Below are 16257 nucleotides of genomic sequence, written 5' to 3' on the forward strand. Positions count from 1 at the left end.
AGCAGCCTCACTTCTGTGAGACTGCTTGCTATTGTTATCTATTAATTTAAAATCTTCACTTTAATATTTTTACGGCCCCAAGCTAGAGCTGCCGACTTTGATGGCTGTAAAACGTCAATAATATGACCTTTAATCGCGCCACCTGTATCTCCTGCAATTGCTACGCCGTATCCTTCTACCCATACTTTAGAACCTAATGGGATAACATTTGGATCAACTGCGATTAGCTTCATATTTGGATTTGTTTTAATATTAAGTCCTGTTGCAGTAAGTCCACCATTTGCGTTTGTTTCCTCATAGCTATAAGCTGTTGCTTGTACATAAAGGACTTTCCCTGATTCAGGCTCGCTTCCTTTATCAGCTGTTTGAGCTGGCTTTTTAGCTTCAGGTGCTTTTTCTGCTTTAACAACTGGTTGTTGTTGAGGCTCTTGCTCTTTTGCAACTTCTTGCTGTGTTACTGCTTGTGCCTCTTCCTCTTTAGCAGCTTGTTGATCAGCTACTTTCTTAGCTTCTGCCTCTTTCGCAGCAGCTGCTGCTTCTTGCTCTTTCTTTATGCTATCTTCAATCTTCTGCATTTGTGCTTCAAGACTTGATTGCTCTTTTTGTGATAAATCAAGATCTTTCACAATGTCACCGTACTTAGCTTGTAGATCTGCTAAAATTTCCTCACGCTTTGCTGAGTCTTCTTGAAGTGATGCTTGACTCTCTGATAAACTTTCTTGCTTTTCTTTTAATACTTTTTCTTGTTTATCAATTGTCTTTTTATCTTCTTCAATTTGTTTAAGATCATCTTTTTGCGCTTGTAAAATATCTTGATCTGCTTCTGCTAACGTAGTTGCTGCATTGTAGCGACCGAAGAAATCTCCGATGTTCTCAGAGTCTAGCACACTCTTAACAACAACGTTCCCTTGATCACTCTGCTGAAGAGCAACAAGGCGTTTCTCCATAATATCTTTTCTAGCTAGCACTTTATCTTCAAGTTTAATAATTTCTTCTTTCTTTTTCTCGATTAAGGCTTCTGTGCTCTTAATCTCACTTGTAATCTCTTTCAATTCTTTTTCATTTTCGGAAATTGAATTATGTAAAGATTCCAATTCAGTCTTTATACTCTCGATGTCTCCATTTACAGATTGCTTTTCTTGCTCTTTTTCAGCTACTTGCTTTTTACTCTCTTCTAGCTTACTTTTTGCATCTTGTAATGAGTCTTCGTTTGTTTGCGCATGAGTAATGGCTGTGCCCGAAAAGCACATCATTCCTGTAAAGACGATAAGCATCGTACGCTTTATAAATGGCATACGTTTCTCCCCTTTCTTTTGCAAATATAGTTATAACACAAAAGTTGTCCCAATCATGTTACAAAAAAATTAAAAGAAAATGTCAATAATCAAAGAAATAGGAGGATTTGAGTAGGAAAAAAGAAAGATTCATTTTCTTCATCCGTTGCTATGAGAGGGGTAAGCCATATTCCATCAAAAGAAGATTTTTTGTAACAAAACGTAATATTGAATCCATTTTAAACCATTTATTTTGCTTTTTTTCATTAAAAAATCTTTTATTTTATATAAAAATAGAGAAACAAAACGTTTTTTTAAAATTTATTAATCGTTTCAAAGCAAACTTACTCGTCGATAAATGAACCTGTTATCAAGTTATAATATAAAGAAATTTCACTTTCATCTTTAGACAGAATTGAGAGAAAAAAGTGCTAAGTTTTTCTGCTATATTTTTAAACAAACGTTTATTTAAATGTTTATAGGCAAAAAAAAAGACTAATTGAGGGATCCGCTCAATTAGCCTTCTCTATTAACTAATTACTAATCTATATCAATCCATATTAATCCAAACGGCTTTAACTTCTGTATAGTTTTCAAGAGCATATGAGCCCATTTCTCGACCTATACCAGATTGCTTGTAGCCACCAAACGGCACTGCTGCATCAAAGGCATTATAGCAATTCACCCAAACTGTCCCTGCTTTTAAGCGATTTGCAATATAGTGGGCATTTTTTAAATTCTGTGTCCATACGCCTGCTGCAAGTCCGTATTCAGTATCATTTGCTTTATCAATCAAATCATCGAGGGTATCGTACGGCATGGCAGCTACTACAGGTCCAAATATTTCTTCTTTAGCAATTGTCATACTATCATCAACATTTGCAAATATTGTTGGTTCCATAAAGTAGCCTTTTTCAAACGGCACTTTCCCTCCTGCTACAAGCTCTGCTCCTTGACTTTTCCCTGATTCAATATATCTTTTTACCGTGTTATGTTGCTCAGATGAAACAAGTGGTCCCATCTCAGTTTCTTGATCAAGGCCTATTCCAACTTTAATATTTTTAGCAGTTGAAGCTAAATCAGCAACAACATTGTCATACTGTTTCTTTTGAATATATAATCTTGAACCTGCTGAGCAGACTTGCCCTTGGTTAAACATGATACCGTTAAGGGCACCAGGCAGCGCTTTTGAAAGATCTGCATCAGGGAGGATTATATTCGGTGACTTTCCTCCAAGCTCTAGCGTAACTTTCTTAAGCGTTTCAGAAGCTTGTCTCATAATTGCCTTACCAACAGAGGTGGACCCTGTAAAGGCAATTTTATCTATTTTCTTGTGGTTCACAAGAGGAGCCCCTGCTGTTTCTCCGTATCCAGGTACAATATTGACGACTCCTTTTGGAAAACCAGCTTCCTCAATTAATTCTGCTAAATAGAGAGCGGATAGCGGCGTTTGCTCAGCAGGTTTCAGCACAACTGTACAACCTGTAGCAAGTGCTGCTCCAAGTTTCCAAGCTGCCATTAACAGCGGGAAATTCCATGGAATAATCTGACCGACTACCCCCAGTGGTTCGTGCCTTGTATAAGTAAAGAAGTTTCCTTGACTTGGTATGGTTTGCCCCATTATTTTGGTCGACCAACCCGCATAATATCGGAAATGCTCAATGGTAAGCGGCAGGTCGGCTGCAATCAATTCACGCATTGGCTTTCCGTTATCGAGAGATTCTAGCTCTGCTAGTTCTTGTTTATTTTCTTCAATGAGATCTGCCAACTTATAAATAAGACGACTTCTCTCAGCAGTCCCCATCCTTGACCACGGACCATTATCAAATGCGTCCCGTGCAGCTTCGACTGCTCGATTAATATCTTCCTCTTCAGCTTCCGCAACCCGTGCAAGCATTTCACCTGTAGCGGGGTTTACGGTCTCAAATGTTTTTCCATTTGCTGATTCTATAAAACTACCATTAATATATAGTTTTTTTGTACCTTCTAAAAATTTTTCTACTTTCTCGCTTAGTTTTACTCCTGTACCGTTGATCATCATTATTCCCCACTCCCCTGTTCTAATCTTTATTTATGTCAGCAGCATTGTTCCAATTCTGTTGCCACTACTTGCAACATGCTGAGACTTTTGATAAAACAAATTTTCAGATTTTGAATTTTAGGTGAGTTTGTTTTAATCTTGGTGAATGAAAATGTTGAAATGGTGAGAAGAATTCCTATTATACGCTGGTTGTAAAAAAAATTTCTTGAGGTTGTAAACGGAAAAATAACTTCCTCTATCATTCTATCATATCGTAAAGAATATTCAAATAATTTAATGCTCTAAATGACAATTTTTCATCGACAAAAATAGCCTCTATTTTCTTTCAGCATATTTGATATATCGCTTATATTGTTCTATATGATACTCCCTTTTGGACACATCATGTTTAAAATGTACGTGTTTCTTCTTATTAATATAGTCTCTTACAAAATGGTCGTAAGATTGCGACCATCCTAAGGCAATGAAAGCCGGAGCCAAAGCGCCATAAGCTGTCAAAATGTGGCTGTTCTTCGGGACACTAATTTGTCTTCCAAGTACATCTGCTAAGCATTGACAAAGCACAGTGCTTCTAGAAGTTCCTCCAATAATCGTAATATCTCCTTCCTTAGGAGACAGAAGTTCATCAAAAATTTGTTTAATAGAATAACAAAGTCCCTCAACAATAGCACGAGTAAAGTCTTCCTTTGTTGTTTTCGCTGTAATAGAAATAAATGCTCCCCCTTCTTCTCGATCTCGTTCTCCATAAAGGTAAGGAAGGAACAATACATCATCCTTTTTACTTAGCGATTCCTTCACCATTCTTTCAAATCCTTCATAGTCTTCATTATCTGTAAAAGTTTGAACTCCCCACTCATAAATATTCCCACCATTTAAAAGCGGAATAACAGCAATTAAAAGGTGTTTTGGCAAATGTGCTAATGTAAACGTTAAAGGATGGGAAACAAACCTTTTAGCAGGAATCGCGACCCAACCTGTTGTTCCTAAATGCAAATAGCCTTGTCCTTCTGCTACAGCTCCTGCTCCAATTGTGCTTGCTCCAGCATCACCAGAACCGCATAGTACAGGAATCCCCTCTTGTAATCCTGTTATTTCAGCAGCATTAGCTGAAAGCCGCCCTGCCTTTTCCTCTGACTGTAAAATCTCCGGCAATTTCCCAATATCAATTCCCACGGGGACAATTATATCCTCTTCCCATATTCTTTTGTTTAGATTCATCATTCCAGTTGTTGCTCCTGTAATAGGATCTGTTACAAAACGACTTGTGAGTTTATAGATAATATAATCTTTTGCACTAAAAACAAATGATTGTGCACTATGATATGCCTCTATATCCTTGTTTTTAAGCCATAATAGTTTTGCAAAAGGAGTAGAGGACCTTACATGATTTCCTATTACTTCTCCTATATCCTTATAGAAATGATTAATATATTCCGCTTCTTCTTTTGCTCGCGTATCTGAATATAAGATAGCATGTTCACACTTGTTGTTATATGAAATGGGAATAACATTTTCCATTTGTCCACTTAATGTTATAGCTTTCACATCATATAAATTGATGCTTTCCTCTCTCTTCCAACATGTAACAATTTCTATAATGCCTTCCCACCAGCTTTCAGGATTTTGTTCTTTCTCTCCGTTTTCCCCATATATCATTTTTAGAGGTGTTGAACCTTCTAGCAGAATTTCTCCATATTGGTTCACCATAATTCCTTTAATTTCTGTTGTCCCAATATCAAACGAAATAATATAATCCATACTTTCCTCCATTGACTAAATATAGATTTCTATTCTTTCTCTCTATCATATACTACTTTCCTAAATATCTATCATTCAATTTGATTTTAAATATAAGTCTTTTGGATTAAGTTACCATAAACTTTTTTAAGCAAAATAAGGGCTACAGACTCGTTTTTTCCATAATATACAAATTATTGTAGAAAACGGCGTATAGTGAGTGTATAGTGATAGATGTAACGGATATAACCTTATATTGGTTTATATTCAAAATTTATACATTAGGAGGTGTGATGACATGAACCTTGATATTCTAAACAATCTTTTAAGCCAACTGATCAATATCGGTAATGGTAGCGTTAATAACGGCAATGGTAATGTTTAATCTTTTGAGCAATGGAACACTACATACCGTGCTCCATAAAGGGCGTTTCTCTTTCTGAGAAACGCTTTTTCACTAGTTACTCTTTCATGTATATAATGATTACATATATAGGAGATAAAAGAATGTTGAAAAAACAAACTGATGGAGACTTATCTTTATTTATTTATCTTATTAAAGAAACGAATCCATCTAAAGCAAAGTTAAGCTGCGCTATTTTAATGAGTACAATAATGACAATCGTAGGTTTATTCATTCCTTTGTTTACGAAAAATCTTGTGGATCATTTCTCTATACACTCATTCAATCGAAATACAATAATGATTTTGGTTATTGCTTTTCTCGCTCAAGCTATAGCAGGCGGTCTCTCTATTTACTTGCTTAATTATGTGGGACAAGAAGTAGTAGCAAACATGAGAGAGCGATTATTAGATAAATTTCTTCGCTTTCCTATCGCTTATTTTGACAATCACCAAACAGGAGAAATGACAAGTCGTATTATCAATGATACAGCAATTGTTAAAAACTTGATTTCTAATCATTTAACAAGCTTTGCTACAGGAGTTATCTCTATTACAGGATCAATTGTTATTTTACTTATAATAGACTGGAAGATGACAATGATCATGCTTTGTGCCGTTCCTCTTTCACTCTGTATCCTTCTTCCACTGGGAAAAAAGATGGTTAGAGTTTCTAGAGGCACACAAGATGAAACAGCTCAATTTTCTGCAAGAGTTACACAAGTTCTATCGGAAATTCGTCTTGTTAAATCATCAAATGCTGAGCCTTTTGAATACAAAAATGGTAAAAAAGGGATTCAAAACCTTTTTCAACTTGGTGTCAAGGAAGGAAAAATACAAGCCTTTACCTCCCCATTAATTTCATTAATTATGATGGCTCTCCTAGTTGTTATTATTGGATACGGGGGAATGCGCGTTTCTTCTGGAGCTCTATCAGCTGGAGAATTAGTTGCCTTTATTCTATATCTTATTCAAATTATTATGCCAATGGCTCAATTCTCTACCTTTTTCACTCAGCTCCAAAAAGCAAAAGGAGCAACAGAAAGAATCATTAATGCTCTACATTCTAAAGAGGAAGACCATCAATCAGGTACTATTCTAAATAAAGCTACTAAGCCGCTTATTATTAAAGACTTAACATTTTCTTACGAAGAAAATAAAACAGTCTTACAAGACCTAAATTTCACAGCAGATGGGGGGAAAGTAACAGCAATTGTAGGCCCAAGCGGCGGCGGAAAAACGACGCTCTTTTCTCTTTTGGAACGTTATTACAGACCATCACACGGAGAAATAAGGCTTGGTGATCTTTCCATTTGTTCATTCTCTTTGTCTTCATGGAGAAGTCAGATCGGCTATGTTTCTCAAGAAAGCCCTCTAGTCTCTGGAACGATACAGGAAAATATTTGCTATGGTCTTCAAGGTAAAGTTTCAGAAGAAGAGTTGCATCATGCTGCTAAGTTAGCATATGCTCATCAATTTATTCTCCAGTTTCCAAACGGATATGAAACAGAAGTTGGAGAGCGAGGTATTAAACTATCTGGTGGACAAAGGCAGAGAATTGGAATTGCAAGGGCTCTACTCAGAAACCCTCAAATTCTTATGCTTGATGAAGCAACATCAAGCCTTGATAGTAAATCAGAAATTTATGTACAAAAAGCACTAAAAAACTTAATGAATGGTCGGACTACGCTCGTCATTGCACATCGCCTCTCTACGGTAATAGATGCTGATAAAATTTTATTTATGGAAAATGGCAGAATTACGGGACAAGGCACACATGATGAATTACTGGCTTCTCATGATTTATACAGAGAATTTGCCGTTGAGCAACTCCAATTATCTAAAAATCACCCACCTGAAAGCTTATATATAGAAAAAACCAACCCCGTATTGTAAGGGCTGGTTTTTCTTATTTTTGCACTTCTGTTCTATTTAGTTGGGCAGGTTTTATTAAAGAAAATAAGGCACATAACATGGCTATAACTACAATACATCCACCGATCGTTGTTGTATGAGCTACTGAACCGGTTTTCTCCATCACAGCTCCTCCAACAGCAGAGCCTAGTGAAATGCCAACTTGCAATGCCGAGTTATTAAAGCTTTGCTGAATATCAGATGTAACAGGATCAATTTGGATAAGGTAACTTTGCTGAGGTGGTGAAAGACTCCAACTTAATGCCCCCCATACCATCATCACAATTATAAAGATTGGAAAGGAAAACGTTGTATACGGAAGCACAAACAGCATAAGGGCAAAAGCTCCAATGACAATTAAAATACTTTTAGGAGCGCCAATTTTATCAGATAGTGTCCCTCCTAGACCTCCACCAAACACAGCAGCAATGCCAAATAGGAAATAACAAAGGCTGATCCACTGCTGATTTAAGTTTAAAACTTCTTCTAAAAAAGGAGTAAAGTATGCATAAATTGTATAGTGACCAGCTAACATAAACAGTGTAGCAAGGTGGACTCCAATAATCTTCCCACTTTTAAGCGATTTGATTTGTTTGCTAATCGGAACCAATTTATCAACAGGAATGCGTTCTAAGAAAATCGAAATTAAAACAAGAGACAAAATCGAAAGAAACGCAATACCTAGAAAAACAGTTCGCCAGCCAAAAGCATTTGTCACAAGAATGCCAATTGGTACACCTAAAACAAGAGAAGAACTAATCCCCATATAAATAACCCCTACAGCTTTTGCTCTATGAGTAGGTGCAACAATTTTAGGCGCAATTGTTAAAGATAGCACAACAATTAATGCTGTACTCCCTGCTGTAATAATCCTTGCGATGATAATAAACGAGAATACCGAACTGAAAAACGTCATTAAATTTCCGATAAAAAAGACAAAAAGAGCAATAAGATACAAACGTTTTCGCTCAATACTAGCTGTAATTGATAAAAGTAATGGACCAGCTACAGCATATACAAGCGCAAAAATGGTAATAAGCTGACCTGCTGTACCAACTGATATGTTCAAATCATCTGCCATAATTGGTAAGATCCCACCGACGATAAGTTCTACTAATCCGACTGAAATAGTAGAAGCAGCAAGGATCCAAACTTTTAAATTCATTTGAATTCCTCCTTTTTCTGTCGTCACTTCCAATCTTGTATCAGATCAAGACTTTTACCCGCACCTTTATATGCGCCCTCTCTCACTTCAGTGCCAAGACAAAAAATCCTGATTACAAAAATGAAAGTGACATTTGTTGTAATCAGGATTTATCGGTTCCTGGTAGAGACCCTCAAACCATATTATTGAGGTTATACATACAGATTGATTATTCTATTCGATTTAATAATATAGCGTATCTTTTAGGATTTTTCAACTACCTGCAGGGTTGTTTGTATTTCCAATCCTTTTTGAAAGCTTATTATATCAACTATAATCTCACTGTACTTTTTCCCTACGTAGTTTCTAGTACAACTTTTTTCAGTTGCTCAGCATACTTTCCGAAATCATCTGCTAATAAAGTATAATATGTTGGCACTTCAATAACTTCATCATTCTTAAGTTGTAAAATGAAACCAGGAACACCCCATAGTAGTGTTTTTAAATATACATAATAGTTAGCATCTAGTTTTTTAATATCATTTATAGGGATTTTTTGTTTTTGTAATAAAAATGTTTTTCATCATACTTTAACAGGGCTGAAGACGATCTAAGCAAGAAATATAGAAGAATAATCATGTACTGTCCTGTAAATCCAAACGTTACGATAACTACCATTACACTTACTACTTGTTCAAAAAAGTTCTCTGTAGGAATCCGATAAATTGCCCATACTCCCACACCTACAGCTAATGCACAAGTTAAACTTCTTAAAAAGACGATATGGCGTTTGTATTTTATGTAATTCAAGAGTACTTTTCCTTTTCATTCTTATGTTTTTCTTAAAATGCTTTTCCTATCACGTTTGCAACTTCTATTGACAAAACACTAATGACAAGAAGCAAGAAAACTAAACATATCATTAATAGCTTGGCAAGCAGGATAGGTAGAGAGTGGATTTTACTACTTAAATAATAAGCGGGCCCGAAGCATACATTTCCTATTAAAGTACCAATTAGAAAAATGTCCCCGTCTACCATACATTCGTATACTCGCTTCGAAAGGGAATGATTGATGAACAGTAATAAGCTATAAAAAGTATTTATAATAATACCCAAGACAGCAAATGAAGCAATAGCTTCTAATATCATAAAAATATCTCCTCTCTACACCTTTGGAGCATTAACTACAAAGCAAATGACCAACTCTTATGTATCTATCTGTCATCCTTATACTGCTTCATCCGTTCTTCAACTATATCTAAAGCGTCTGCATGCTGATCTAGTGTTAAAAGGTAATGTGTTGGGATTTCAATTATTTTCCCGTCTTTCATTTTGAAATGAAACCCTGTTATTCCTCCTGGAAGTCTCTTTGTATAAATAGTCAGGTCTAAAATTTCTTCTATATCTTTAATCGCGAACTTGCCATTCTTGTAATGGATAAAGTGCTCGTCGATGGAACAAAGAACAGGAAAAGGTTTAACTAGGAAGTAAAAGAAAATAACAAGATACTGTCCAAAGAATAACAAAGCAATAATAATAACAATAGATGTAAGTTGTTCAAAGAAACCAAATCTCGGTATAGAAAGTATCAACCAAACAGCAAATGCTACAAATGGAATACAGCCTAATAACTTCATTAATACTATGGAACGTTTATACTTAATATACTCCATTAAACAATACCTTTTCTCATACCCTTTCTTATGTTAATAATTTTCCGTCTCCCTTTACGCCGCTTCTCCTACAAAATTTCTCACAATGAATTTACTAAATCTATCATATATCCACTCAAAGCAATAAACAGGAAAATGGCAACTAACATTAATAATTTAGCAAAAAAATAAGGAAGGCGATGAACTACTTTAGCTATATAATAAGCAGGCCCCATGCAAGTATAAGCTGTAAGACTTCCAACTAAGAAAACATCGTTTTCAAGCATAGATTCATATACTTTCTTCACATAACTATAATTTAACGTTAATAAAGCACTATATAAAGTATTTAATCCAAGGGCAAGTGTAGCAAAGACTGCAAGTGTTACCAAAAACATAGATCCTCACCATCCTTTCTATGAGGCACTTTCTCTATAAGCATAAACCATTTTTTATAATTATGTAGTTAAACTACAATTGACTAATTATATTTATTTATAATTTTTTCTAATACCTTGTAATATTTACTATATTCTTTTAAAGTGAAGAGTTGATATGTTGGAATCTCCACTAGTCCCCCGTCCTTCTTCTGGAAGCGAAAGCCTTGTACCCCGCCTGGTATCCCTCTTTTTGGTACATGTCCGTGTATTATCTTTTCTATATTATTTAATGGGATAACTTGTTCATTATAATAAATATTCTGTTGATCATACTTCAACATTACTGTAGATGGTTTGATGGTAAAATAAGAAAAATAAACCAAGTACTGACCAAATAAACCAAAAGCCATTATAATGCACACTACGGTAAATACTTGCCTAAAAAAACCTGCAGTAGGCAACATATAAGTAAGCCAAACTCCAACTCCTATTGCAAGTATACATACTAAGGATTTACCAAATGCAATTAGCCGTCTGTACTTTATTAAATTCATTCATAATCCCCCTTACTTTTTAAATACTTTCTTTAACTTCTTCAATAAAGCTATCCTTTACAATTATAATAAAAATATTAAATTATAACGTAAAGTTTATTATATAAAACTAAATTCTATCTTAACCTTTACTTCCTTTAATAGTAATTTATTACTATTTTTGTTTTATTATATAAATTTATCTATATTAATTTTATAATTGATGCTATTTTTTTGTTATAGATAAAAAGAACGATTTTTGGGGGAGATTAAATAATGGATTTATTATCTTTAAGTCCTGATGGATTGGAAAATGCCGCTAGAAAATTAGAAAAGGAAGCTTCATCATTACAAAATTTACAACAAGATCTTAGCACCCTTTTCAATCAAGATCATAGCTGGAAAACGTCCTCTAAAAAGGAATTTAATAAAACAGCTCAGGTTTTACTTGAAAACATTAAAAATACACTGAACGAAATTAGAGATAAAAGTACATATTTGAAGAATCTTTCAGAACAAGCACGACTTGCTCATATTAAAGAAAAACTAAAGGAAAAACACTCTTGAATTTATAAAGAAAGGAATCCATTAAATGTCTATAATTGAAATAAATCCTGACTCCGTAAAAAAATTAGCAAAAAAAGTTGCCTCTATTGGAGATGACATTTCTGCTGTTGACCAGAGAGTAAATACATACTTACAAGAGCTTAAAGGCGTTTCCTTATCTATTTCTTTTAATTCTATTGACCAGAGTATTAATTCCCTCCATAGTATTGCAAGTGAAACAGCAAGTAAAATGGAAATAGAGGATAACATATTTTCTTCTCTACTCAAACTTCCCTCTTTGGCAAGTGATTACCTTAGTATTAAAGGTAATCTAGACAAGGTATTAATTTCAACACAATCCTTGGTAGCTTTAAGTCTATTAGCTACTAAATCTATAAATATTAACATGAGGAATGCAGGGACGGGGGTTGTTAGCATAAGCACTGCAAAATGGGTTAAAGGTCAGGGAACCCCCTCTGTATTTCGAAATTTTGCTAGACGCGTAAATAAATTTATAAAAACGGAACATACAAACCCAGTACTTAAAGTTTTAAAGAATAAAACTGGACTTAGCAATTATCGTACTTTTAATGGATGGCTCAAGTACAATTTTATGGGGATTGGTGACAACTATACAAAAGCCAATATAAAAAAAGTCACTGGTTCTATAGCCAAGAAGGTATTTCCAATAAGTGTTGCTTCTAATGTTATAGAAGAAGGTATAGGTGGGATTGATAAATATAGCAAAGGAAAGCTTACTCCAACTGATATAGCCGTTTCAGCTTCTAATGTTGCAATAAAATCAGCGGCAGCTTATAGTGGTTCCGTAATAGGAGCCTCCTTATTTGGTTTAGCAGGCCCCCCTGGTGCGGTAGCTGGGGCATTTATAGGAGGTGCAGCAGGGACCTTTGTGGGCGACATAGTCGCTTCTAAAGCTCAAAAATTCATTGAGAAGCATTCTGATACAATTAATAAAACTGCACATAAAGTACAAGATGGAATATCTAAGGCTAAGAAAGAAGTATCAGACGTTATTGACAAAGGCAAAAAAGAAGTCTCCAAAACTATCGACAAAGGCAAGGAACTCTTCAGTCAAGGCTCTAAATGGGTCTCAGGATTACTCCATTAAAGGATATAAAGTGAGGTATTAAATATGAATCAACAACCAAAGATTAGTTTGAGTACAGAAGAACTTGCCCTCTCTCTTGTCTTATGTGGATATGATGAAGTTGCAGCAGGTGTTCTAGAATCTGGACTTGGTGAAAAATCTGAAAGTGACTTACAAATTGTGTTCGAAACCGCATCACATAGCCTGCTTTCAAAAGAACTTCTGCTCGGTATTAATGAAGAAAACTTAGCGGAATCTCTTCACCCTGTCTTCAAACAAATGATGGACCTTTTCGTTCAATCAACCAAGATGATTTGTTGTAATAAAGAAGCAAATGGAGCTGAGAAAGTTTTGATGCTCCATCGCCTGCCTGGTGATGAAAGTTTGAAGCATGAAGTAAAACATGATGTCGTTCACGAATTTTCTATTTTGAAAGAAAATGAAATTCAGCCTGCAATTACTTCCTTCTTGAAAGTATTAGCATGGGGAGAGATAGAAACTGCTCACATTCCACTAACAGAAGAACTTTTTAATAGACTTGTTGAGGAGACTAAGACAGAGGATGAACTAGCCTCTCTTTGTGAATCTTTCCATATTCATCAACATCAAGAAATGTTGAAAATATTCCTCTCAGATTTTAATGATTATGGTCGTCGTTTTGCTAACATTTCAGAATCGTTAATTTCTCTAAAAGAATATTCACAAATTCAAGAAGCTCATCTTATTCTGCCTATTCATAAACGGCTTTGGGTTGTATACAATGAAAATGAAGATGTAACTGAACAACCATCTCTCGTTTTAAAAAGGATGAATCAAGATCAATGGATTGATCATGTTGAACATCTTTTACAAAAAGGAAAACTCTCACTTTAGAGTTTCCCTTTTTATATAATCTTGCTTTTCCTTTCCTTTGAAAGATATACTGTTGAAATGGTTATTTATTAATCAAACGTTTGTTTAAAAGTAAAAAGTGGAGGTTTTTCACATATGAATGGGCAATCTCGAGCAAATATCCGTGCAGGACTTTTAGTTAAAATTGTACTAAAAAAAGATCAGCGCACTGGAAAATTAACAGAAGGTATTGTAAAAGATATTTTAACTAATTCTAGCTTTCACCCTCATGGAATTAAAGTAAGACTAGAAGACGGACAAGTTGGTCGAGTACAGGAAATTATCAAAGAATAATTTCCTGTACTCGTTTTTTATTAATATAAAGCTTTTTCCTTTTATTTTATACAAAGACATCTTAAAAGTTTGGCATGAGAGAAATGACCAAACTTAAGAATAATTTTCTACTTAAACTTTTATTTTTAAAAAGTTGGTAGCGTTAACATCTAATACCCGCCAGAAATCTAAGCATGACAAGGAAAAAATGCATGTTTCAGAAAGATGGACAAGCCTATTTACTCGTGTTATTATCATTGTTATGTGAATTTTTTAGGTTACTTTATACAACTATGAAAGCCTAAGCAAAACTAAATAAAGAAAGGAGCTTTCATCAAGATGGACATCCTGTTAGCTCTTATCCCTGCTTTGTGTTGGGGGAGCTTAGTTCTATTTAACGTCAAACTAGGTGGTGGCCCTTATAGTCAAACACTTGGTACTACACTAGGAGCATTAATTTTTTCTGCGGTTATTTTTCTGTTTGTCCAACCAGAAATCGATACAAAGATTTTTGTAATCGGAGTCATTTCAGGTCTATTCTGGACACTTGGTCAAAGAAACCAACTTAAAAGTATTGAACATATGGGCGTATCTAAAACAATGCCAATTTCAACAGGAATGCAGTTAGTTTCAACTGCACTATTTGGTATGATTGTTTTTGGAGAATGGTCAACTGCTGTAAGCATCTTATTCGGTTGCCTTGCTCTTGTATGTATTATTGTCGGAATTGTATTAACTTCATTAAAAGACAATACAGTAGAAGAGAAGCCTGGAGAACTAAAAAAAGGAATTGGAATTTTAATAGTTTCAACGATTGGTTATTTAGTATATGTTGTAATTGCTCAGTTAACTGGAGTTGACGGTTGGTCTGCGCTATTCCCTCAAGCTATCGGGATGGTAATTGGTGGCGTGCTGCTTACATATAAACATAAACCATTTAATAAATATGCCTTAAAGAACATTATTCCTGGTGTTGTTTGGGCAGTTGGGAACTTATTTTTATTCCTCTCACAGCCAAAAGTTGGCGTTGCGACGAGTTTTTCTCTTTCACAAATGGGAATTATCATTTCCACATTCGGTGGAATCTTAATTCTTGGAGAAAAGAAAACTAAGCGTCAAATGATTGGAATTGTGATTGGGAGTGCGTTAATTATTATTGGCGCCGTATTCCTTGGGCTTGCAAAGGCAAGCTAAAAAAGAGGCGAATTATCGCCTCTTTTTTCTATTTATTTAATTGAAACCTTCCCTCTGTGAAAAGAGCAAATCTTTATTGATTTCCCTCAAATTCTAATGGACGAAGACGTGATTCAATCTCCTCTCTTTTCGGTTCTAAAAACGGTGGTAATGAAAGTCGTTCACCTAATGTTTCTACTGATTCATCTTGAGCAAATCCCGGCGTATCTGTAGATAGTTCAAATAATATATTATTTGGTTCTCTAAAATAAAGAGCTCTAAAGTAAAATCGATCTACTTTTCCAGAGTTCACAAAACCAGCTTGATTAATGCGTTTCGCCCACTCGTTATATTCTTCTTCATTTGGAACCCGAAATGCTACATGATGAACGCCACCTCTTCCTAAACGCTCCCTTGGTAAATCAGCTCTTATTGCAACATGTACTTCAGCTCCTACTCCCCCTTCTCCTGTTGCATATACTTCAACATCTGGATAATCTCCATCAAGGGATGGATAAGAACCTACATAATAAAAACCTAATAACTCTTTTAATACTCGCACTGTTGGTTTTGCATCTGCAACAGTTAACGTAACAGCTCCAAGGCCAAGAATACCATGCTCTTTTGGAATATCACTTCCATCCCATGCTTCGCCTGGAGCTACCCCTTTTTCATTATTATCTGCAACAAGAATAAGCTTTGTTCCTTCAAAGTCTTCAAAAGCTAATGTATCACGCCCAGCTCTTTTTTTAATTTCCTCATAATGAACACCTAATTTTTCAAAACGCTTAGCCCAATAATGGAGTGAGTCAGTACTCGCCACTCTTAGAGACGTTGAAGAAATACTGCTCGCTCCTTTATGTGTTCTACCAAGATGAGGAATATCAAAGAACGTTAATTCAGTTCCAGGATTCCCCTTGGCATCTCCATAAAATAAATGATAAGACTCTGTATTATCTTGATTGACCGTCTTTTTAATAAGACGCATTCCCAGAATCCTCGTATAAAAAAGATAATTTTTTTCTGCTTTTCCTGTTAAAATTGAAACATGATGTAACCCTGTTAAGTTCATCTTCTTTCACTCCTCTTTAGTTAAAGTGATCTATTTCATTTAATATAAAATTATATCTCAAAATAAAATATCTTCATTTCAAGATAATTGTAAATCATTATGGGAAGAAAAGTCA

At 35.0% G+C, this 16257-nt stretch carries 16 protein-coding genes and 1 riboswitch; of the genes, 6 read left to right on the forward strand and 10 right to left on the reverse strand.

Going from position 1 to position 16257, the window contains the following annotated elements; all coding sequences use genetic code 11:
• Positions 1–41: 41 nt before the first annotated feature.
• The 3 genes from MOC86_RS27405 to MOC86_RS19645 form a co-directional block, all read right to left on the reverse strand.
• Positions 42–1295, reverse strand: coding sequence for a 3D domain-containing protein (locus MOC86_RS27405; protein ID WP_326847747.1), 1254 nt, complete (start codon positions 1293–1295; stop codon positions 42–44).
• Positions 1296–1824: 529 nt separating this feature from the next.
• Entirely contained in the window at positions 1825–3315 is a 1491-nt protein-coding gene (locus MOC86_RS19640; RefSeq protein ID WP_326847748.1) for an aldehyde dehydrogenase family protein, read from the reverse strand.
• A gap of 315 nt (positions 3316–3630) precedes the next feature.
• The gene (locus MOC86_RS19645) at positions 3631–5073 is read right to left on the reverse strand and encodes a xylulokinase (RefSeq protein WP_268585677.1); all 1443 of its coding nucleotides are present in this window, start codon (positions 5071–5073) and stop codon (positions 3631–3633) included.
• Positions 5074–5559: 486 nt separating this feature from the next.
• Here MOC86_RS19645 and MOC86_RS19650 point away from each other — a divergent pair, with 486 nt between their 5' ends.
• Complete coding sequence (locus MOC86_RS19650; protein ID WP_268585678.1) at positions 5560–7350, forward strand: ABC transporter ATP-binding protein; 1791 nt, start codon at positions 5560–5562, stop codon at positions 7348–7350.
• Positions 7351–7363: 13 nt separating this feature from the next.
• Here the strand turns inward: MOC86_RS19650 and MOC86_RS19655 are convergent, their stop codons facing one another.
• The 6 genes from MOC86_RS19655 to MOC86_RS19680 form a co-directional block, all read right to left on the reverse strand.
• Complete coding sequence (locus MOC86_RS19655) at positions 7364–8533, reverse strand: MFS transporter (protein ID WP_268585679.1); 1170 nt, start codon at positions 8531–8533, stop codon at positions 7364–7366.
• Positions 8534–8653: 120 nt separating this feature from the next.
• Positions 8654–8752: riboswitch (purine riboswitch) on the reverse strand.
• A gap of 303 nt (positions 8753–9055) precedes the next feature.
• Positions 9056–9322, reverse strand: a complete 267-nt coding sequence (locus MOC86_RS19660; protein ID WP_268585680.1) for a hypothetical protein — start codon at positions 9320–9322, stop codon at positions 9056–9058.
• A gap of 32 nt (positions 9323–9354) precedes the next feature.
• Complete coding sequence (locus tag MOC86_RS19665; RefSeq protein ID WP_268585681.1) at positions 9355–9663, reverse strand: hypothetical protein; 309 nt, start codon at positions 9661–9663, stop codon at positions 9355–9357.
• Positions 9664–9728: 65 nt separating this feature from the next.
• Positions 9729–10187: a hypothetical protein gene (locus tag MOC86_RS19670; RefSeq protein WP_268585682.1), complete on the reverse strand. Its 459-nt coding sequence runs from the start codon at positions 10185–10187 to the stop codon at positions 9729–9731.
• A gap of 80 nt (positions 10188–10267) precedes the next feature.
• A complete protein-coding gene (locus tag MOC86_RS19675; protein WP_268585683.1) occupies positions 10268–10564 on the reverse strand; it encodes a hypothetical protein in 297 nt (98 codons plus the stop codon).
• 83 nt (positions 10565–10647) lie between these two features.
• The gene (locus MOC86_RS19680) at positions 10648–11100 is read right to left on the reverse strand and encodes a hypothetical protein (RefSeq protein ID WP_268585684.1); all 453 of its coding nucleotides are present in this window, start codon (positions 11098–11100) and stop codon (positions 10648–10650) included.
• 255 nt (positions 11101–11355) lie between these two features.
• Here MOC86_RS19680 and MOC86_RS19685 point away from each other — a divergent pair, with 255 nt between their 5' ends.
• From MOC86_RS19685 to MOC86_RS19705, 5 genes are all read left to right on the forward strand, one after another.
• Complete coding sequence (locus MOC86_RS19685; RefSeq protein ID WP_268585685.1) at positions 11356–11646, forward strand: hypothetical protein; 291 nt, start codon at positions 11356–11358, stop codon at positions 11644–11646.
• Between the two features lie 25 nt (positions 11647–11671).
• Positions 11672–12754: a hypothetical protein gene (locus tag MOC86_RS19690; protein WP_268585686.1), complete on the forward strand. Its 1083-nt coding sequence runs from the start codon at positions 11672–11674 to the stop codon at positions 12752–12754.
• A 24-nt stretch (positions 12755–12778) separates the two neighbouring features.
• The gene (locus MOC86_RS19695; RefSeq protein WP_268585687.1) at positions 12779–13606 is read left to right on the forward strand and encodes a hypothetical protein; all 828 of its coding nucleotides are present in this window, start codon (positions 12779–12781) and stop codon (positions 13604–13606) included.
• Positions 13607–13720: 114 nt separating this feature from the next.
• A complete protein-coding gene (locus tag MOC86_RS19700; RefSeq protein WP_268585688.1) occupies positions 13721–13918 on the forward strand; it encodes a YwbE family protein in 198 nt (65 codons plus the stop codon).
• A 318-nt stretch (positions 13919–14236) separates the two neighbouring features.
• Complete coding sequence (locus tag MOC86_RS19705) at positions 14237–15091, forward strand: GRP family sugar transporter (RefSeq protein WP_061802390.1); 855 nt, start codon at positions 14237–14239, stop codon at positions 15089–15091.
• A 73-nt stretch (positions 15092–15164) separates the two neighbouring features.
• Here MOC86_RS19705 and MOC86_RS19710 read toward each other — a convergent pair whose 3' ends face one another.
• Entirely contained in the window at positions 15165–16142 is a 978-nt protein-coding gene (locus MOC86_RS19710) for a ring-cleaving dioxygenase (RefSeq protein ID WP_268585689.1), read from the reverse strand.
• Between the last annotated feature and the right edge of the window lie 115 nt (positions 16143–16257).

Origin of the sequence: Priestia endophytica, assembly GCF_026790145.1 — a bacterium.
Taxonomy (GTDB): Bacteria; Bacillota; Bacilli; order Bacillales; family Bacillaceae_H; genus Bacillus_I; species Bacillus_I endophytica_A.